This window comes from Pseudomonas sp. NIBRBAC000502773, assembly GCF_006517195.1.
GTDB lineage: Bacteria > Pseudomonadota > Gammaproteobacteria > Pseudomonadales > Pseudomonadaceae > Aquipseudomonas > Aquipseudomonas marginalis.
In genome coordinates, this window is the sequence record NZ_CP041189.1 from 1,647,096 (window position 1) to 1,666,311 (window position 19,216).

Annotated in this window: 15 protein-coding genes and 1 other RNA gene; 4 read left to right on the top strand and 12 right to left on the bottom strand. The window is 61.7% G+C overall.

Annotated elements, in window-relative coordinates:
- Positions 1–53: 53 nt before the first annotated feature.
- From NIBR502773_RS07490 to dnaX, 3 genes are all read right to left on the bottom strand, one after another.
- A complete protein-coding gene (locus NIBR502773_RS07490) occupies positions 54–1,088 on the bottom strand; it encodes an NADP-dependent oxidoreductase (RefSeq protein WP_065924748.1) in 1,035 nt (344 codons plus the stop codon).
- 133 nt (positions 1,089–1,221) lie between these two features.
- Complete coding sequence (locus tag NIBR502773_RS07495; RefSeq protein ID WP_003193199.1) at positions 1,222–1,560, bottom strand: YbaB/EbfC family nucleoid-associated protein; 339 nt, start codon at positions 1,558–1,560, stop codon at positions 1,222–1,224.
- Between the two features lie 43 nt (positions 1,561–1,603).
- Positions 1,604–3,652, bottom strand: a complete 2,049-nt coding sequence (dnaX, locus tag NIBR502773_RS07500) for a DNA polymerase III subunit gamma/tau (RefSeq protein WP_141155759.1) — start codon at positions 3,650–3,652, stop codon at positions 1,604–1,606.
- Between the two features lie 133 nt (positions 3,653–3,785).
- On the opposite strand from dnaX, the gene NIBR502773_RS07505 reads away from it, so the two are divergent.
- Entirely contained in the window at positions 3,786–4,547 is a 762-nt protein-coding gene (locus tag NIBR502773_RS07505; protein ID WP_141155760.1) for an ABC transporter substrate-binding protein, read from the top strand.
- Positions 4,548–4,601: 54 nt separating this feature from the next.
- Positions 4,602–4,973, top strand: coding sequence for a VOC family protein (locus NIBR502773_RS07510; protein ID WP_141155761.1), 372 nt, complete (start codon positions 4,602–4,604; stop codon positions 4,971–4,973).
- Here the strand turns inward: NIBR502773_RS07510 and NIBR502773_RS07515 are convergent.
- Positions 4,887–5,846, bottom strand: coding sequence for a DMT family transporter (locus NIBR502773_RS07515; RefSeq protein ID WP_141155762.1), 960 nt, complete (start codon positions 5,844–5,846; stop codon positions 4,887–4,889). The genes NIBR502773_RS07510 and NIBR502773_RS07515 overlap by 87 nt on opposite strands.
- 102 nt (positions 5,847–5,948) lie before the next feature.
- On the opposite strand from NIBR502773_RS07515, the gene NIBR502773_RS07520 reads away from it, so the two are divergent.
- Positions 5,949–6,812, top strand: a complete 864-nt coding sequence (locus NIBR502773_RS07520) for a LysR family transcriptional regulator (protein WP_141155763.1) — start codon at positions 5,949–5,951, stop codon at positions 6,810–6,812.
- Positions 6,813–6,873: 61 nt separating this feature from the next.
- A complete protein-coding gene (locus NIBR502773_RS07525; RefSeq protein ID WP_141155764.1) occupies positions 6,874–7,776 on the top strand; it encodes a DUF2167 domain-containing protein in 903 nt (300 codons plus the stop codon).
- A 56-nt stretch (positions 7,777–7,832) separates the two neighbouring features.
- Here NIBR502773_RS07525 and NIBR502773_RS07530 read toward each other — a convergent pair whose 3' ends face one another.
- From NIBR502773_RS07530 to NIBR502773_RS07565, 8 genes are all read right to left on the bottom strand, one after another.
- The gene (locus tag NIBR502773_RS07530; protein WP_141155765.1) at positions 7,833–8,420 is read right to left on the bottom strand and encodes a hypothetical protein; all 588 of its coding nucleotides are present in this window, start codon (positions 8,418–8,420) and stop codon (positions 7,833–7,835) included.
- A gap of 1 nt (position 8,421) precedes the next feature.
- The gene (locus NIBR502773_RS07535; RefSeq protein WP_141155766.1) at positions 8,422–9,468 is read right to left on the bottom strand and encodes an N-acetylmuramidase family protein; all 1,047 of its coding nucleotides are present in this window, start codon (positions 9,466–9,468) and stop codon (positions 8,422–8,424) included.
- 243 nt (positions 9,469–9,711) lie between these two features.
- Positions 9,712–9,808, bottom strand: an RNA gene (ffs, locus tag NIBR502773_RS07540) — signal recognition particle sRNA small type.
- A gap of 146 nt (positions 9,809–9,954) precedes the next feature.
- Positions 9,955–11,121 carry a putative zinc-binding metallopeptidase gene (locus NIBR502773_RS07545; protein WP_141155767.1) on the bottom strand — a complete coding sequence of 389 codons (1,167 nt, stop codon included), beginning with the start codon at positions 11,119–11,121 and terminating at the stop codon, positions 9,955–9,957.
- A 135-nt stretch (positions 11,122–11,256) separates the two neighbouring features.
- Positions 11,257–13,623: an NAD-dependent DNA ligase LigA gene (gene ligA / locus NIBR502773_RS07550; protein WP_141155768.1), complete on the bottom strand. Its 2,367-nt coding sequence runs from the start codon at positions 13,621–13,623 to the stop codon at positions 11,257–11,259.
- Between the two features lie 86 nt (positions 13,624–13,709).
- Entirely contained in the window at positions 13,710–14,573 is an 864-nt protein-coding gene (gene zipA, locus NIBR502773_RS07555; protein WP_027603708.1) for a cell division protein ZipA, read from the bottom strand.
- Between the two features lie 259 nt (positions 14,574–14,832).
- On the bottom strand, positions 14,833–18,321 hold the full coding sequence (gene smc, locus NIBR502773_RS07560) for a chromosome segregation protein SMC (protein WP_141155769.1): 3,489 nt from the start codon (positions 18,319–18,321) through the stop codon (positions 14,833–14,835).
- Positions 18,322–18,323: 2 nt separating this feature from the next.
- Complete coding sequence (locus tag NIBR502773_RS07565) at positions 18,324–18,983, bottom strand: GntR family transcriptional regulator (protein ID WP_027603706.1); 660 nt, start codon at positions 18,981–18,983, stop codon at positions 18,324–18,326.
- Between the last annotated feature and the right edge of the window lie 233 nt (positions 18,984–19,216).

Genomic DNA, 19,216 nt, shown 5'->3' on the forward strand with positions numbered 1-19,216 from the left:
GACAAAACAACGAGACGCGGTTTATACCCGCGCCTCGGATTAGCGTCAAATGCTCAATCCTGCGCGACCCGTACCACCAACTTGCCGAAGTTGCGCCCTTCCAGCAAACCGATAAAGGCTTCGGGCGCCTGCTCCAGGCCCTCGACCACATCTTCGCGGAACTTGATCTTGCCGTCGCGTACCCACGGAGCCATGGCGCTGAGGAACTCCGGCTGGCGATCACCATAGTCGTCAAACACGATAAAGCCCTGGATCCGTACACGCTTGGTCAACAACGTGCGTTGCAGCGCCGGCAAACGGTCAGGCCCGCTGGGCGCTTCATGGGCGTTATAGCCGGCGATCAACCCGCACAGGGGGATGCGCGCCTTAGGGTTGAGCAACGGCAGCACGGCGTCGAACACCTTGCCACCGACGTTTTCGAAATAAATGTCCACGCCCTTGAAGCAGGCCTGGGCCAAGTCGTCGGCAAACGTTGCGCTCTTGTGGTCGATGCAGGCATCAAAACCCAATTCGTCCACCACGTAGCGGCACTTCTCGGCACCGCCTGCAATACCGACCACACGCAGGCCCTTGAGCTTGGCCACCTGGCCGACCACCGAACCCACCGCGCCGGAGGCAGCCGCCACCACCAGGGTTTCTCCGGCTTTCGGCTGGCCGATGTCCATCAGGCCCATGTAGGCGGTCATGCCCGGCATGCCCAGCACCCCCAAGGCCATGGACGGGCTGGCCAGGCCATTGGGCACCGGAATCAGGTTGCGGCCGTCGGAAATGCTGTGGCTCTGCCAACCGGTGGCGCCGACGACCAGATCACCCACCTCGAATTTCGGATTACGCGATTGCTCGACACGGCTGACAGCCCCGCCGGTCATCACCTCGTCGATTTCCACTGGTGCGGCGTAGGACGGTGCGTCGCTCATGCGCCCGCGCATATAAGGGTCGAGGGAAAGGTAGAGCGTTTTCAGCAGGACCTGGCCGTCTGCCAACTCCGGCAAGGTCACCCGTTCCAGGCGGAAGTTTTCCGGGGTGGGTGCGCCTTGAGGGCGTGAGACCAGGACAATGCGCTGGTTCAAAGTCGGTTCGTGAGGCATGAAGGGGCTCCTTGATCGAATCTATCGGTATAGGGTGCAGACCATGGGTGCCGCGCCAGGGTTCGATTGGATTGGCACAAACAAAAATGCCAGGCACAAGGCCTGGCATTGGAGTCTAGCTAAAGCCTGGCGATCAGAACGGCAGCTTCATGCCCGGTGGCAGTTGCATGCCGGCGGTCACGCCGGACATTTTGTCCTGGCTGTTGGCTTCGATCTTGCGCACGGCGTCGTTGACGGCCGCGGCGAACAACGCCTCGAGCATTTCCAGGTCATCTTCGCCCACGCCTGGCAATACGCTTGGGTCGATGCTCACGCGCTTGATGTCGTGACGACCGGTCATCACCACACTGACCATATCGCCACCGGCTTTACCGGTGACTTCGGCGTTGGCCAGCTCTTCCTGCATCTTGGCCATCTTTTCCTGCATCTGCTGCGCCTGCTTCATCAGGCCGGCCATGCCACCTTTCATCATGGGAATCACCTCAAAAGTACGTGGATCAATGAATAGCCCGGTGTCAGGACGCCTGGGGCACCGGGGCTTCGACAGGTTCAATTGTATCTTGGCGAACGACCGCACCGAACTGCTGCATCATTTGCTGGATGAGCGGATCGCCGTGGATCGAGTCCTCAGCCTCGCGCTGGCGGTTGATACGCCGGCGGGTCGCGGCCTGGGCCGGGGTTTCCTGCTCGGGCTTAATCAACTCGATGGCGATGGTCAGCGTGCGCCCATGGTACTGGTTCAGGGCGTCATTGAGGCGCCGCTGCTGGGTCGCGTTGAACAGGGCGCTGTGGGCCGGGTCCAGGTGCAACAGCCAGTGGTCGCCATCGATGGCGATCAGGGTGCAGTTGGCGGCGATGCTGCCGGTCATGCCGGAAATCGGCAGTTTCGGGAACAGCTCCAGCCATTGCAGGGCCAGGCCGGTGGCCGGTGCCGCAGCAGGCTCAGCCTCGGGTTCCGGGGCCGGCTCGGCGGTGTGCTCGCTGGCCAGGTCGTCCAGGTAGCTGTAGGCCGAATCCATGTCCGGCTCGATGTAATCTTCGTCCAGCGGCGGTTCGTCGTCGAGGTCGATGCCCGGGGTTGCGGCTTCGACTTGGGCCACGGTCGGCTCGGGAACCGGGGCCGACACCCACTCGGGGGCGGCCGGTACCACGCTGTCCGGCGTCGGCGCAGGCATCGGCGTCAGCTCAGGCTGCTCACCGACGGTTTCCAGGACGGGCTCGACATAGGGCTGCTGTTCGACCTCGACCTCAGCGTCTACCGGGTCATTCCAGGGCAGGTCGACCACAGGCTCGGGCTCGACAACCGGTTCCGGCTCAACCACCGCTGCCGCCACCACCGCTGCCGGCTCAGGCACCGGTGCGACGGGGGCAGCAACCACTGGCGCGACCACCGCCGCGCCAGCCACTGGTTTGGCGGAATCAACTGTGGCCTGGCTGATCCCCACTGGCTTTAGCGGCTGTCTCGGTGCGTCCGCCGAATCGGCAGGCCGGAAGGCCAGCATCCGCAGCAGGACCATCTCGAAGCCTCCGCGCGGGTCGGGTGCCAAAGGCAAGTCGCGACGACCGATCAGGCCCATCTGGTAGTAGAACTGCACGTCTTCGGCCGGCAACGCCTGGGCCAGGGCCAACACGCGGTCGCGGTCGCCATGGCCGTTGTCGACACCTTCCGGCAACGCCTGGGCGATGGCGACGCGGTGCAGCACATTGAGGATTTCCGAGAGCACACCGTTCCAGTCCGGGCCTTGCTCCGAGAGGTGGCGCACGGCTTCGAGCAACGCCTTGGCATCGCCCTCGATTAGCGCGTGCAGCACGTCGAACACCTGGCCGTGGTCCAGGGTGCCGAGCATGGCGCGCACATCGGCGGCCATGACCTTGCCTTCACCAAAGGCAATGGCCTGGTCGGTGAGGCTCATGGCATCGCGCATCGAGCCATCGGCGGCGCGGCCCAGCAGCCACAGTGCGTCGTCTTCGAACGGTACGTTCTCGACGCCCAGCACGTGGGTCAAATGCTCCACCACGCGCTCGGGGGTCATGTTTTTCAGGGAGAACTGCAGGCACCGCGACAGGATCGTTGCAGGCAGTTTCTGCGGGTCGGTGGTGGCCAGGATGAATTTGACGTAGGGCGGCGGCTCTTCCAGGGTTTTCAACAAGGCGTTGAAGGAATGGCTGGAAAGCATGTGCACTTCGTCGATCAGGTAGACCTTGAAGCGGCCACGGCTGGGCGCGTATTGCACGTTATCGAGCAGTTCCCGGGTGTCTTCGACCTTGGTGCGGCTCGCGGCGTCGATCTCGATCAGGTCGACGAAACGCCCTTCGTCGATCTCACGGCATACCGAGCAGGTGCCGCAGGGCGTCGAGGTGATACCGGTTTCACAGTTCAGGCATTTGGCGATGATGCGCGCAATGGTGGTCTTGCCCACTCCCCGGGTACCGGTGAACAGGTAGGCATGGTGCAGCCGCTGGCTGTCCAAGGCATTGATCAGAGCCTTGAGCACATGGGTCTGGCCGACCATTTCGCGGAACGAGCGCGGACGCCATTTACGTGCAAGAACCTGATAACTCATCGAAAACCGTCGCAACTGGGAAGCGGAAGCGGGTAATGCTAGCGGAGCAAGGGGGAAATTGCATCCGGCACGCTCGCCTAATCTGACTAAGCTCTGCTGACTGGCCCCGAAAAGGCCTGAACCCGGAGAGTGTATGCGCGTAGTCCTGGGCGCTTTATGGATGATGACCACGGCTTGCCTGGCGGCGCCTGCACCGCTGCGTTTCTCGGTTTCCGACAGTTGGGCGATGCCTATGGTGCAGGTGGAGAACGGCCGGCCTACACAGGGTATTTTGTATGATTTGATGTTGAGCCTGGCCACCCAGGTTGGCCAGCCGGCGGAATTCCACGTGCTGGCCCGCGCCCGTATCGCCACAGCCATGGGCCACGGGGATATTGATGTGCGCTGTTATGTCACCCAGGCGTGGGTCGACAACCTGTCCGGCGACTACATCTGGAGCTTGCCTTTAATGGTGCAGCGCAATGTGCTGGTCAGTGTGCTCAACCAGCCGGTGCAGGTGCTCAAGCTGACACCCCAGCCGATCGGCACGGTGCTCAACTATCGCTATGGCGCCCTCGATCCACTGTTTGCCAACGGCCAACTCACCCGCGACGACGCACGCAGCGAAGAACAGGTGCTGCACAAGCTGGTGGCGGGGCGATTCAACTACGCGGTGAGTAACGAATGGATCGTCGACCGTTTCAACCAGAAAATGCCAATCAGCCAGCGCTTGCACAAAGTTGCGGTAATTGAGGAGCAAAACCTCGGTTGCATCGTGCGCAACGATCCCGACGTGCCGGCCCAAAAGATCCTGCGCACTTTGCTGCGGATGAAAATGTCCGGCGAAATCGACGACATCATCAAGCTATACACTGGCGAAGACCCGGTGCCCCTGCACGCTCCTGACAAAAACTGACAGGCACTCCTTATAGACTCGGCTCCACACCACGCCCGTTCTCAAGGAACCCACATGAACACCCTCGCCCATTACTTCCTGCTGTACGTCGACAGCCCAGCCACCAGTGCCAATTTCTATAGCCGCCTGCTGGGCAAGCCGCCGGTCGAATTGAACCCGACCTTTGCTCTGTTCATTCTGGACAACGGGGTAAAACTCGGGCTGTGGTCGCGTCATACCGTCGAGCCGGCAGCCCGGTTCACAGGCGGTGGCGGTGAAGTGGGCTTCTCGCTGCCCGACACGGCCGCCGTGGACGCGTTGCACGACCAATGGGCAGAACGGGGCGCCATCATTGTCCAGTCACCGACGGCCCTGGATTTCGGCTACACCTTTGTCGCCCAGGACCTCGATGGCCACCGCTTGCGCGCGTTTTGCCTGAACGACTGACCGCCAGCGCCCTTCCAGGCTGATGGCCGCCACGCTGGCCAGCACGATCACAGCGCCCAGCATCACCTGCACGGCAATGTGTTCGCCCAGCAACGTCGCGGCCATCACCATCGCCACCGGCGGGATCAGGTACATCGCCACCGACGCGCGACTGACCTCCACATGCTTCAACACATACCCCCAGGCCAGATACGCCAAGGCGCTGGGGAAAATCCCGAGCACCAGCACAGCCACGTTCTCCGCCAACGGCGCCTGCACCACTGCAGCCGGCAGGCCCGGCAGGTTCACACACAGCATCAGGGTGCCCGCCCACACCATGTAGCACGCCATGGTCAGCGGACTGTAGCGGTGGGCATAGTGTTTCTGCAGGGCGAAGTACACGCTCCACGACACCGCCGCCAGCAGGATCAACAAACCACGCGGGTCGATCTCACCCAGCCCCTGATCCCCCCAGATCACCACCAGCACGCCGAGCAGCCCCAGCAAGACGCAGCCCCAGCGCCAGGCACTGACCCGCTCGTTCAGGCAGAAAAACGCGATCAGCACACTGAACAACGGCGCCGACTGCGCCAGGACGCTGGACGCCGCCGCCGTCACCCATTGCTGCCCATAGTTGAGACTGGTGTGATGCAGGAACACGCCGAAGAACCCCAGCACCAGCAACCACGGAACATCCCGCAGGCGCGGCCGGCCGATGCCCATCACCAGTGCCACACCGCCCATGAACAGCGAGGCAATCAAAAACCTTAATAACGCCAATTGGCCCGGACTGTAGCTGTGCAGCCCCATGTGCACGCCAATCGGCGAATAGGCCCAACACAGGATGACGCTGGCGATGACTAGCGTAAGCTTTACGGGTGAAGGGGTATTCATCGACGGCGTCCAGAAACCGGGAAGGAGTGCCGTCAGTCTTGGCCCGGGCAAGGCGCAGGACAATTAACCGTTTCTGACTTCTGCAATCACTGGAACTGAGCAATGGAACTGGCCCAACTGAAAATGGTGCGAGCCGTGGCACAAACCGGCAGCGTGGCCCAGGCGGCCGTGCTGCTGCATTGCGTGCCGTCCAACATCACCACGCGCATCAAGCAGCTGGAAGGCGAGCTGGGCACACCGCTATTCATCCGCGCCGGGCGTGGACTGGCCATCAGTGCCGCCGGTGAGATTTTCCTGGATTACTGCGAGCGCATCCTGGCGCTGGTGGATGAGTCCAAACGCGCCGTGGACGCCAATGCGATTCCCCGTGGCACCTTGCGTATCGGCGCGGTGGAGTCCAGCGCCAGCGGGCGTTTGCCGCCCCTGCTGGCGGAGTATCACCGGCGCTACCCCGATGTCAGCCTGGAACTGGTGACCGGCGCCTGGGGCCCTTTGCTCGACGACCTGCAACACCACCGCCTGGATGTGGCGCTGGTGGCCGCCGGCAACAAACGCACCAAGCTCGAACACAGCGTGGTCTACAGCGAGCGCCTGGTGCTGATCGCCAGCGCGTCCAGCGCCCCCATCAGTGGCGCCGAGGACCTCGCCGGCCGCACCCTGCTGGTATGGCCACCCGGTTGCCCGTATCGCGCAGCCCTGGAAAACTGGGTCAAGTCCCATGACTTCAAGCCGACTATCGCCAGTTATGCCAGCTGGGGCACGATCATCGGCTGCGTCAGCGCGGGGATTGGCGTAGCGTTGGCGCCGGAGGGGATCCTGGCCCGGTATGAGCAGGCCAATCAGCTGGCGTCTTATCGATTTGAAGAGCTGGCGGCCGTGGATAACCTGCTGTTCTGGCACAAGGACACCCAGCGGCATCTGGCCAGGGACGCATTTGCCGAGCTGTTGCGGGAGACTTTTGGCTAACTCGCAACATGTTGTTTCGGTTATCCTCCAGCGAAATTAATTCAAAATGTAAGGGACTACCATGAATTACTTCCGCCTGTTGTTGGCGGCGGCCGCTCTGAGCCTGCCTGCCGCGCCTGCCTTTGCTGCTGCCTCGCCTGCCCCCGTTGAAACCAGTGCCCCCGCCGAAACAGCCGAGCACTTTCTGGCGTCACTCAACCAAAAGACCGGCACGGTCACCCTGCCCAGCGGCATCGCCACCCTCAAGCTCACCGACGAGTTCTACTACCTCGACCCCGCCGATACCGAGCGCTTGCTCACCGATGGCTGGGGCAACCCGCCGGGCTTCAAGACCCTGGGCATGATCGTGCCCAAAGCCGTCAGCCCATTGTCGGAACGCGGTTGGGGCGTGATCGTCAGCTACAAGGCAGATGGGCACATCTCCGAGGAAGATGCGGCAAAAATCGACTACGCTGACCTGCTCAAGCAAATGCAGGAAGAAGACGAAGCAGAGAACAAGGAACGCCAGAAACAAGGCTACGCCGGCCTGCACCTGCTGGGCTGGGCCGAGCCACCGCGCTACGACGACACCACCCACAAGATGTATTGGGCCCGCGAACTGAAGGCTGACGACGCCGACCAGAACACCCTCAACTACAGCATCCGCGTGTTGGGCCGTGAAGGCGTACTGGAACTCAACGCTGTGGCCGCCATGGCCGACCTGGCCACCATCCAGCAGGAATTGCCTAAGGTGCTGGCCTTTACCAACTTCACCGACGGCAACCTCTATACCGACTTCAACCCGAAAACCGACAAGCTTGCCACTTACGGCCTCGCCGCGCTGGTTGCCGGTGGGATCGCCGCCAAGGCCGGGCTATTTGCCAAGATCGGTATCTTCCTGCTGGCTGCGAAGAAGTTCCTGGTGATCGGCGTAGTGGCGCTGCTCGCAGTGATTCGCAAGCTGTTCAACCGCAGCAAGGCCTGAACCCCAGGCACAAAAACGCCGCAGCGTGCCCGGCACACTGCGGCGATTGGGATGACTCAGTTGGGCGCGACCAGTCGACTGTATTGATCCTGGCTGATCCAGCCACTGAACGAGCGGTCGTCGGCATTGATGAACTCGACCTGGGCCCAACCGTCCTTGAAGGCCAGCACACCGACCACATCGCGCTTGACGATATACGGACGCTTGGCGGCCTTGGCGCCTGGGGCCTTGAGCAGGTAAGCCTTGTCGGCAGACACCGTCACCAGGCCGATCCATTTTTTGCTGGCGGTCTGGGTCAGGTCCAGGCCGGTGGCAATCTCCGGCATCAGCACATTCAGGCAGCCGGGGTGCTGGCGGCCCTCTTCCACCGTGAGGGTCACGCCATCGGACGAAGGCGCCAGGCTGCCGGGATGAGCCTCGTCAAGCCACGTGGTGAGCGCCTCAGGCTTGCCTTGCAGGTAAAACGCGCAACGGCGGGTGACGCCCTCGCCCATGGCTTCCGAATAGAACCCTTCGACCTGATGCTCCGGCGTCACCGCCAGCATCAGCCCTTCGTACTTGCCCGAATGCAACGCGGCCGGACCGGCCAAGGCAGGGCCCACGGCGCACAACGACAACACACCTAACGCTAGAAAACGGATCATCCTATTTTTTCCCTTCAAGTTTTTCGTAGGCTTTTTGCATAAGGACGTCGTAGTTGCCGTAGTCCTCGCCGTTATAGTTACGTGCCATGCCGGTAAAATCCTTGGCTTTCATGGCCTTCATCAATGCCGGGCTCTTGCTGCAAAAACCGAGGAAGGCTTTTAGTTGGTTGCCGGCATTTACCTTTAATGCTGCGGCGAACTCAAACACCGTCTTGTAACCGCACGACGCGTAGTTGAAGCCCATGATCTGGAACATGCCCCACGACGCCGACATGAGGGCCGCTTCCTGGTCCAGGCCAAAAGCGGTGGCCATGGTTTCCCAAGCCTTGGCCTGGTCCTTGTTATTGGCCTGCCACTGCGGCCCGGCCTTTTTCTTGTAGGCGTAGGACAGCAGCGGGTGCGCCTGGTCGTAGATGTGCTTGGTGTACTTGCGAAACAAGTGCCCTTCAAACGCGATCACCGGCAACTTGGCCGGCCCGAACCCGGAACGCCCACCTGATTCCACGGTGGCGAAGGCCTTGATGATATTCACCGAAATACCGCTGCCCAATTGCGTGGCGGCGTTCTGAAAGTCCGTTTCGCTGAGGGTCATGCCTCCGTCGCACGTGGCCTGGAGCATCAATTGCCGGTTACGCCGCTCGGCCTCGATCATCGCGCGCATGCGGTCCAGGTACACATTGACCGTGGCCTGCACCGCATCGCCCTGATTGTTGCCGAATGCATTGAGAAAACTCGGGATGCGCATCGTCGGGAAGGCCTTCACCGGTACCTTCACCGCTTCTTCGATCAGGCTGTTGAACGTGCGACCGGTGGGGTCGACCACGCCATCGGGATGGGCATACTTGAGGTGGCGAAACTGGTATTGGCTGATGCACTGCACCAACTGGCCATCGCACTTGCCGTTTTCGGCCAGCGGGAAACCCATCTTGGGAATGATCAGATTGAATAAATACTGGATGCACTGCACATCGGCGGGCAAGTTGCGGGCTTTACCCGGCGCACCTACCGAAGCACTGATAAGACGGGGTAACCCTTGCAGGCTTTTCATCACAGACATCCTTGTTAGTTAAAGAAGTGATGGCACTTCAATATCAAGTCGGCGCCCTCGTCATACTCTGTAACAAGTGGCCGGCGGAAATTAACAAGGCGGTTTGGGGTTGTCCAGAGGGGTGTTGGAAAGTTGTGAAACAACCATCATCGACCGTGCAATAAAACATCGGCAGTTGACTGAAAGCAGGTCATTTGGATTTGAATCGAAGGGGCACTGCAAGGAAGAGCGCTATGGAGGCAACCCCACCAGCCACACCCCGGCACACAATGTTCCCGCTGTGGCTGCTGCCTTCCGGCTCTGACCAGGTTCACGGGTAATCGTTGCGGGGGGACCGATGGGGTCACCATAACGACGCTGGCCTCTCGGCAAGCGGGGCCATTGTACCGATCTCATCGGAAGTTACAACCGTTGGCAACGGATTAAAAATATGAAGGGGTTCAAGCACTTGCCATGGCCGTCAGCATCCCCTCCCACAGGGGTTCATCATTGTGCCTGCAACACCTCGTCCGCCCGGCCACCCTCTTCCTGGATCACCAGGTGGATGAAGTGCAGCTTGGCAATCACCGCCGGTGGCAGCACGAATGGGTAGAAGTCCGGCTGGCCCATGGCGCGGGACAGTTCATTGAGCATGCCAGCCAGTTCGATCCAGGCGTTGACGAAGGACAGGAATGCCACGCCGCCGGGATGTTCGGGGTCGTAGAGAGTGGTGAGGGGGAATGGCTGGTAATCCAGGTCCATCTCACGGGCGCTCATGCCAAAGCCCAGGGCGGTGTCGACGGCATCCATCATGTGCAGGTAGTGGGCCCAGGTTTCGGCCCAGTCTTCCCAGGGGTGCATGGTGGCGTAGGCACTGACGCAGGTCTGCTGCCAGTCGGGGCGTGGGCCGTTCTGGTAGTGCTGATCGAGCGCGTCGGCGTAACTGGCGCGTTCGTCGCCGAACAGGCAGCGAAAAGGCTCCAGCCAGTGGCTGTTGGCGATCAGACGGTCCCAGTAATAGTGGCCGACCTCATGGCGAAAGTGGCCCAGCAAGGTGCGATAGGGTTCGCGCATCTGCACGCGGATTTTTTCGCGGTGGGCGTCGTCGGCTTCCTTGATGTCGAGGGTGATCAGGCCGTTGGCATGCCCGGTCATGGGCGCGTTGCCTTCCAGGTCGATGCCGACGAAGTCGAACGCCAGGCCGCTGTCCTCGTCGACGCTCTTGGGCACCACTTGCAGGCCCAGGCTGATCAACTGTGCTACCAGCCGACGCTTGGCGGTCTCCACCTTGCGCCAGCGCTCAGGGTTCTCCGGGATCGACAGGTCGGGGATGGTGCGGTTGAGGCTGCACGCCACACACAACGGTGCGGTGCTGTGGGCGGGAATCAGCCAGTTGCAGGCCGCCGCGGTGTCGAGGTTGGCGCAGCGGCGGAAGGCGCCGGCATCGAGATTGTCGTCCTGTAGCCAGGTGCCTTCCACCGGCCCCGGCTGCAGGGAAGACAAGCGGCTTTGCTGCGGTTGATAGCCCAGCAGCGCGTGGCAGGCCAGGCATTGGCTGTTGCGAAAGAACAGCGCTTGCCCGCACCGACACTGCCACACCTTGCCGTTGCGCGAGGTTTCGGCCATGAACGGTGCAGCGATGCGCGAACTGAGTTGCTCGAAGTAGCGGAACATGGCGATCTCTCCCTGGGTGACTGAGACTAGATCATCTGGGACTCAGGATCGTTCCACTTTCTTCAAGGGCGGCTTCGCAGCCTGGCGCGGGCGGTGCGACGATTCGACAAGCCCGCGCCAGGCTGCGAAGCCGCGTCAGACCGAAATGTTGTGTTTGGCAAGGAATGCGACAAAGGCCTCTTCGTCCAGCACCTTCAACCCCAGTTCGCTGGCCTTGGCCAACTTGGAGCCGGCACCCGGCCCGGCCACGACGCAATGGGTCTTGGCCGACACGGAACCGGCCACCTTGGCGCCGAGGCTTTCGAGCTTGTCCTTGGCCACGTCGCGACTCATCAGCTCCAGGGAGCCGGTGAGCACCCAGGTATGCCCTGCTTCGGGCAGGCCTTCGACCACCTTCTTCTCGCTCTGCCAGTGCATCCCGAAGTCCTTGAGCTGCTGCTCGATGGCCAGGGCATGGCTGGCGTTTTCCGGGTTATCGAAAAACTCGCGCACGGCCTTGGCCTGCTTCTCCGGCAGCGCCTGGCGCATGTCGAGCCAGTCCGCCCTGATCACACTTTCCAGGCTGCCGAACTTGTCCGCAAGTTTCTGCGCGGCGCCGGGGCCGACGGAGGGTACGTGCAGCTTGTCGAGGAAGCCGCCCAAGGTGGTACTGGCGGCAAACTCGGCGCTCAGCTCGCCCTGATCCTGCAATTGCAGGCCGCATTCATCAGGCGACAGCAACGCGCCGATCACTTCCTGGTTGTGGCTGTCTTCGAAGAAGCTGTGGATCTCATGGGCCACTTCCAGGCCTACATCCGGCAGGTACGTCAACACTTCCGGCAAGGCCTTCTGCACGCGCTCAAGGGACGCCAGGGAGCGCGCCAGCACCTTGGCCGTCTCTTCGCCCACATCGGGAATGCCCAGGGCATAGATAAAACGTGCCAGGGTCGGGGTCTTGCTGTTTTCGATGGCGGTGATCAGCTTCTTGCTGGAAATATCGGCGAAGCCTTCCAAGTCGATGATCTGCTCGTATTTGAGCTTGTAGAGGTCGGCCGGCGAACCGATGAGTTTTTCATCCACCAGTTGCTCGATGGTTTTGTCACCGAGCCCGTCGATGTCCATGGCCCGGCGCGAGACGAAATGGATAATCGCCTGCTTGAGCTGGGCACCACAGGCCAGGCGCCCGACGCAGCGGTACACCGCGCCTTCGCTGACGGTTTCCTTGCCCTTGCTGCGCTTGACCAGCTGGGTGCGCTCCACATGGGAGCCGCACACCGGGCAGCTTTCGGGGATCTGCACCGCGCGGGCGTGTTCCGGGCGGCGCTCGGTGACCACGGAGACGACCTGCGGGATCACATCCCCGGCACGGCGGATGATCACGGTATCGCCGATCATCAAGCCCAGGCGCGCGACTTCATCCATGTTGTGCAGGGTGGCATTGGACACGGTGACGCCCGCGACCTTGACCGGTTTCAAGCGCGCCACCGGCGTCACGGCGCCGGTGCGGCCGACCTGGAACTCCACGTCGAGCAACTCGGTGAGTTCTTCCATGGCCGGGAATTTGTGCGCGATGGCCCAGCGCGGCTCGCGGGCGCGGAAGCCCAGTTCACGTTGCGAGGCAATGCTGTTGACCTTGAACACCACACCGTCGATTTCATAGGGCAGGCTGTTACGGCGCTCGCCGATATCGCGGTAATAGTCCAAGCACTCCTGGATGCCCTTGGCCAGTTTCAGCTCATGGCTGATGGGCATGCCCCACTTCTGCAGTTGCTTCAAGTTACCAATATGGGTGTCGCTGATATCCCCGGTCACCTGGCCGATGCCGTAGCAGCAGAACTCCAGCGGACGGCTGGCGGTGATCTTCGAGTCCAGTTGACGCAAGCTGCCCGCCGCCGCATTACGCGGGTTGGCGAAGGTCTTGCCGCCGACTTCCAGTTGCGAGGCGTTGAGCCGCTCGAAACCGGCCTTGGACATGAACACTTCGCCGCGCACTTCCAGGGTCGCCGGCCAGCCGCTACCGTGCAGTTTCAACGGGATATTGCGCACGGTGCGCACGTTGACGCTGATGTCCTCGCCGGTGGTGCCGTCGCCACGGGTGGCGCCGCGTACCAATTCGCCATCCTGGTAAAGCAGGCTGACCGCCAGGCCATCCAGCTTCGGCTCACAGCTGTATTCCACCGCCGCGCCACCGCCGAACAGATCGCCCACGGGCAGGTCGAGGCCCTCGGTGACCCGGCGATCAAATTCCAGCATTGTGGTTTCATCAAACGCATTGCCCAGGCTGAGCATGGGGATCTCATGACGCACCTGGGTGAAGGCTGACAATGCCGCACTGCCGACCCGCTGCGTCGGTGAATCACGCGTCACCAGCTCCGGATGCTCGGCCTCCAGGGCCTTGAGCTCGTGAAACAGGCGGTCGTACTCGGCGTCCGGAATGCTCGGCTCGTCGAGCACGTGGTAACGGTAGTTGTGCTGATCCAGTTCAGCGCGCAGTTCGAGGATGCGGGTGTGGGCGGCGGTCATGGGTGTTCTCTCATAAAGCAAAAGAGCAGCCGAAGCTGCTCAAATGTTGGTGCGCTTATTCTAATGACAACGCTGGAAACCAATCCTCAGCGTTTCTGTGTCAGGGCGCGACGCTCGAACTCGACGATGCGCTGACGGTAGTGTTCGATGGTCTGGGCGGTCAGGACGCTGCGTTGGTCGTCCTTGAGCTCGCCGTTGAGTTCCTGGGACAGCTTGCGGGCAGCGGCCACCATCACGTCGAAGGCTTGTTTCGGGTGACGCGGGCCCGGCAGGCCGAGGAAGAAGCTCACCGCAGGGGTGCTGAACAGGTCGATGTCGTCCAGGTCGAAAGTGCCTGGCTTGACCGCGTTGGCCATGGAGAATAGCACTTCGCCGTTGCCGGCCATGCTTTCGTGGCGGTGGAAAATATCCATCTCGCCAAAGCGCAGGCCGCTTTCGAGGATGTTCTGCAACAGGGCCGGGCCCTTGAAGCCGGCGGCGTCGCGGCAGATCACGCTGATCACCAGCACTTCTTCGGCGGCAGGCTGATCGTTGACGGATTGACGCGGCGCATTCTTACCGGCGTTTTCGTCAGGGAAATCGTCATCACGGCTGCTGAAGCTCGGGCCTTCATCGACATCGAGGTTCAGGTCACCCTGATGGGGTTCGGCAACAGCTGCACTGGCGCGCTTGCCACGCTTGGACGAGGGCTCGCGGGCTTCACGCACCGGTGCACTCATCGACGGCAGGTCATGCTCGTCCAGTTGCGGTTCCTTATGGGTATCCAGCACACGGGGCGGCCCCAGCAGCTCGGCGCTGCCGTCGTCGTCGGGCAAGTTGGACAGGTTGCGGTCCAGGCGGAATTTGAGCTTACCCTTGCCACCGCGCATGCGGCGCCAGCCATCAAAAAGAATACCGGCAATGACAATGATGCCGATGACGATCAGCCACTCGCGCAGACCGATTTCCATGTAATCCCGTGCCTCTAATAAAAAATGCTGAAAAATAAGGGGTTTAGCACCGTGCAAACCGCTTTAAAACGTGGCGCCAACTCTATGTTCTGACTGACGTTTTGCCCACGCACACGAAAAATTGACATTAAACTAGCACGACCAAAGATAACTTTACACCGTCTGTCAAAATGCCTTGAACAAATATGTCCATTTGCCACTTTCACCAGGCCGGTAAATCACCTGACATCGCGCTGAAAACTTTCTCTCATGGCCCAACTCAAGATTCCACCATCGCCATCGCTTCTTCCACATCCACCGCGACCAACCGCGAGCAGCCTGGCTCGTGCATTGTCACCCCCATCAACTGATCAGCCATTTCCATGGCGATCTTGTTGTGGGTGATATAGATGAACTGCACCGTCTGGGACATCTCCTTGACCAGTCGCGCATAGCGTCCAACGTTAGCGTCATCCAATGGGGCGTCAACTTCGTCGAGCATGCAGAACGGCGCCGGGTTCAACTTGAAGATGGCAAACACCAGGGCCAACGCGGTCAGGGCTTTTTCGCCGCCGGACAACAAATGGATGGTGCTGTTCTTCTTGCCCGGAGGCCGCGCCATGATCGTTACCCCTGTATCGAGTAGATCTTCGCCCGTCAGTTCCAAGTAAGCGCTGCCACCACCGAAAACTTTCGGGAATAACGCCTGTAAACCGCCATTAATCTGATCAAAGGTATCTTTGAAGCGGTTGCGGGTTTCCTTGTCGATCTTGCGGATCACGTTTTCCAGGGTGTCCAGGGCTTCCACCAGGTCGGCGTCCTGGGCATCCAGATAACGTTTGCGCTCGGACTGCTGCTGGTATTCATCGATGGCCGCGAGGTTGATCGCGCCCAGTCGCTGGATACGTGCGGCAATCCGTTCAAGTTCTTCCTCGGCTTCTTTCTCGCTGGCCTGGGCGGTCAAGGTATTGAGCACACCGTGCAAGTCGTAGCCGTCTTCGAGCAATTGGTCTTGCAGGGCCTTGCGGCGCACGGTGAGGGCTTGCCATTCCATGCGCTGTTGTTCGAGCTGGCCGCGAATCAGCTGGGATTGCTGCTCGGCCTGGGTCCGGCGTTTTTCTGCGTCGCGCAGTTCGCGGTCGGCGTCTTCCAGGGCGATCTGCGCGGTCTTGAGTTCTTCGTCGACGGTCATGCGCTTGTCGAGCAACTCTTCAAGCTTGAGGCGCAGTTCTTCCAGTGGTGCTTCGCCCTCCTCCAAGTTGAGGCTCAGTTGCTCGCGTTTTTCGGTGAGGCGTTCGGACTGCATCTCCAGGCGCTCAAGGGCCTGGGCCGTGGACGCGTGCTGGGCCTTGAGCGAACCCAGGCGCACGGCCAACTGATGGGCGTGGTCCTTGTGCTGTCGGGCTTCCTGGCGCACGCGGTCGAGGCGTTCGCGCAGGCTGTCACGCTGGGCCAGCAGCAATTCACGCTGCTCGGTGTCCAGGGCCATGCTGTCGAGGGCCTCCTGCAACTGCAGGCGCGCTTCGCCAATCTGTTCGTGTTCGAGGGCGCGCTGTTCGCCCATCTCCGCCACTTCTTCGTCGAGGCGGGTGCGGCGCAGGGTCAGTTGCTCGGCCTTGGCTTTGCTCGCGGAAAGCTGGGCTTTCAATTCGCCTTGCTGGCGCGCTTCGTCCTGCAACAGGCGGCGCAGGTGTTCGCGGCCGGTCTCTTGCTGGCGCTGGGTGGCGCGCAGGGTTTGCAGTTCGGTTTCGAGGCTTTCCAGGGTGGCTTCGCGCTCTTCGCGCTCGGCGATCAGGTTGACGATTTCCTGGCCTCGGGCCAGAACACCGCTTTCCGCTTCACTGGCACGGCGCACCCGCAGGAAGTGGCGGCCGACCCAATAACCGTCGCGGCTGATCAGGCTTTCGCCGCCCGCCAGTTGACCGCGCTGGGCCAGGGCCTGTTCCAGGGAGTCCACCGGCTTGACCTGGCCCAGCCACGGCGACAGGTCAATCGCCGCTTCGACCTTGTCCAGCAGGCTGCCCGGCACTCGCGTGCCATCAGCGGCGGGGCTGAGCAAACGCAGATCGCCCTGGGCAAAGCCGGCCAGGTCGAAGCCGCCAAAATCATCCACCAGTACGGCTTGCAGGTCGGCGCCTAGAACGGTCTCTACCGCCAGCTCCCAACCGGCTTCAACTTTCAAGCCTTCGGCCAAGCGCGGACGCTCGGCCAGGTGCTGGTCACGCAGCCATTCGGCGGTGCCGGTGCCTGGGTCCAACGCCGCTTGCTGCAAGGCTTCAAGGGACGCCAGGCGGCCGTTAAGCCGCTGCAAATCACCCTGGGCCTGCTGCTGGGCCTGGGTCGCCTGTTGCAGTTGCTGGCGCAATTGCTCCAGGCGCTCCACTTGCTGTTCTTCGCTGGCTTCCAGCTCTTCCAGCGTCATTTCGCTTTCGGCCAGTTGCTCGCTGAGTTCCATGATCGCCGCGTCTTCCGGGTCGGCGGCAAGCAGCACGCGCTCTTCCTGCAGGCGACGCTGGCGCTCGGCCAGGCGTTCCATGCTGGTTTCCAGTTGCTGGATGCGCGACTGCTGCACCTCGGCCTGGCGCCGCGGTTCGGCGGATTGCAGGTTGAAGGCGTCCCACTGCTCCTGCCAGCCGTGCATGGTGGTTTCGGATTCTTCCAGCGCGGCGGCGGCCTCTTCGGCGGCGGCGTTGGTGATGTCCTGCTCGGGGGTGAGCATGTCCAGCTCTTCGCCCAACGTCAGCAGCAAGGTGCGGTCGTGGCCCAGGTGCGATTCGGTTTCCAGGCGCGCGCGTTCCGCTTCCTTCAAGTCATCCTGCAACTGACGCAAGCGCTGCTGGCCGTGCTGGATGCTTTGCTCGACCCGGGCGATATCACCGCCCACCGAATAGAAGCGGCCCTGCACCAGATTGAAGCGCTCGGACAGGTCATGGTGCCCGTCGCGCAGGCGCTCGATGGCGGCGTCGGCATTGCGCTGCTCGGCCACCAGCGCTTCAAAGCTGATTTCCTGGGTGCCGATGATCGCTTCGCGCTGGCCCACCTGATCGTTCAACGCCTGCCAGCGCAGGGCCGACAGTTGCGCCTTGAGCTGGCGCTCTTCGCCCTTGTATTCCTGGTACTTCTCGGCCGCCTGGGCCTGGCGGTGCAGGCGCTCCAACTGGCGCTCCAGCTCTTCGCGCAGGTCGGTGAGGCGGGCGAGGTTTTCATGGGTGCGGCGGATACGGTTTTCGGTCTCTCGGCGGCGCTCCTTGTACTTGGAGATGCCGGCCGCCTCTTCGATAAAGTTGCGCAGGTCTTCGGGCTTGGCTTCGATCAGCTTGGAGATCATGCCCTGTTCGATGATCGAATAGCTGCGCGGGCCCAGGCCGGTACCGAGGAAGATGTCGGTAATGTCCCGGCGCCGGCACTTGGTGCCGTTGAGGAAGTAACTGTTCTGGCTGTCGCGCGTCACTTTGCGGCGGATCGAGATTTCCGCGTAGGCCGCGTATTCGCCGATCAGGGTGCCGTCAGAGTTGTCGAACACCAGTTCGATGCTGGCCTGGCTCACTGGCTTGCGGCTGGTGGAGCCGTTGAAGATGACATCGGTCATCGACTCGCCACGCAGGTTTTTTGCCGAGCTCTCGCCCATCACCCAGCGTACGGCGTCGATGATGTTCGACTTGCCGCAGCCATTGGGCCCGACCACTGCCGCCATGTTACTGGGGAAGTTCACCGTGGTCGGGTCGACGAAGGATTTGAACCCCGCCAGTTTGATGCACTTGAGCCGCACGTTTAGGCGTCCGCCAACGCAGCGATGACCAGCGAGCTGCTGCGCTGGCAGTAGGCCGACAGCACCTGGCGGATCTGCTCCAGGTCACGGGCGAGTACGGCGGCGAGCAGTTGCTCGAACAGCGCCAGGTACTCGCTCATGGACGCCTTGCGCTGATCCAGGGCCAGGTAATAGGCACGGTTCATCGCCGGTTGCAGGTTCTCGACGGTTTCCTGCAAATACGGGTTGTTGGCGAAGGGGTACGCGGCGCGCATCACATTGAAGCATTCTTCGACAAAGGCGCGGATGTCCTGGCGCTCGAAATTGCTCACCAGGCGCTGCTGGATCTGGACGAACGGCGCCATGTCGGCCTGGGTCTGCCAGCCCTGGGCGACCGCATTGCCAAGCAGGATATACAGCTCACTCATCAGCGTGCACAGGCTCTGCACCTTGTGCGCCGTGAGCTCGGTCACATGGGCGCCACGGCGCGGCAGGATCGCGATCAGGTGGCGGCGTTCGAGGATCAGTAAAGCTTCACGCACGGAGCCACGGCTGACATTCAGCGCCAGCGTGACTTTCTGTTCCTGGATCCGCTCTCCAGGCTTGAGATCGCCGCGAATGATACGTTCGGCGAGGTGGTGAGCGATTTGCTCGGCGAGACTGTCCGGCGCCTTGAACGTCATGTTTTCCCTTCAAAATCTTCTATCGGTACAAGCGCGGCAGTGTAGCGCATTGGCCCGCTGATGGCGCTACGCCCACCGTGGCGAATTTGGCATGAAATAAGCAGCACTGAAAACCCACACGCCCCCAAAAACGCCGGTTTCAGAAGACTGAACCATAATTGAAAGTGTTGCGATCGCAATTTCTTGACCTCATGGTCAGAAAATCGTTGACCGAAAAGTCAGACATGACTAGA

What these genes read in the sequence shown, in the direction of transcription:
- NIBR502773_RS07490 (WP_065924748.1), bottom strand. Translation starts at nt 1,088, where the DNA reads ATGCCTCACGAACCGACTTTGAACCAGCGCATTGTCCTGGTCTCACGC.
- NIBR502773_RS07495 (WP_003193199.1), bottom strand. Translation starts at nt 1,560, where the DNA reads ATGATGAAAGGTGGCATGGCCGGCCTGATGAAGCAGGCGCAGCAGATG.
- dnaX (WP_141155759.1), bottom strand. Translation starts at nt 3,652, where the DNA reads ATGAGTTATCAGGTTCTTGCACGTAAATGGCGTCCGCGCTCGTTCCGC.
- NIBR502773_RS07505 (WP_141155760.1), top strand. Translation starts at nt 3,786, where the DNA reads ATGCGCGTAGTCCTGGGCGCTTTATGGATGATGACCACGGCTTGCCTG.
- NIBR502773_RS07510 (WP_141155761.1), top strand. Translation starts at nt 4,602, where the DNA reads ATGAACACCCTCGCCCATTACTTCCTGCTGTACGTCGACAGCCCAGCC.
- NIBR502773_RS07515 (WP_141155762.1), bottom strand. Translation starts at nt 5,846, where the DNA reads ATGAATACCCCTTCACCCGTAAAGCTTACGCTAGTCATCGCCAGCGTC.
- NIBR502773_RS07520 (WP_141155763.1), top strand. Translation starts at nt 5,949, where the DNA reads ATGGAACTGGCCCAACTGAAAATGGTGCGAGCCGTGGCACAAACCGGC.
- NIBR502773_RS07525 (WP_141155764.1), top strand. Translation starts at nt 6,874, where the DNA reads ATGAATTACTTCCGCCTGTTGTTGGCGGCGGCCGCTCTGAGCCTGCCT.
- NIBR502773_RS07530 (WP_141155765.1), bottom strand. Translation starts at nt 8,420, where the DNA reads ATGATCCGTTTTCTAGCGTTAGGTGTGTTGTCGTTGTGCGCCGTGGGC.
- NIBR502773_RS07535 (WP_141155766.1), bottom strand. Translation starts at nt 9,468, where the DNA reads ATGAAAAGCCTGCAAGGGTTACCCCGTCTTATCAGTGCTTCGGTAGGT.
- NIBR502773_RS07545 (WP_141155767.1), bottom strand. Translation starts at nt 11,121, where the DNA reads ATGTTCCGCTACTTCGAGCAACTCAGTTCGCGCATCGCTGCACCGTTC.
- ligA (WP_141155768.1), bottom strand. Translation starts at nt 13,623, where the DNA reads ATGACCGCCGCCCACACCCGCATCCTCGAACTGCGCGCTGAACTGGAT.
- zipA (WP_027603708.1), bottom strand. Translation starts at nt 14,573, where the DNA reads ATGGAAATCGGTCTGCGCGAGTGGCTGATCGTCATCGGCATCATTGTC.
- NIBR502773_RS07565 (WP_027603706.1), bottom strand. Translation starts at nt 18,983, where the DNA reads ATGACGTTCAAGGCGCCGGACAGTCTCGCCGAGCAAATCGCTCACCAC.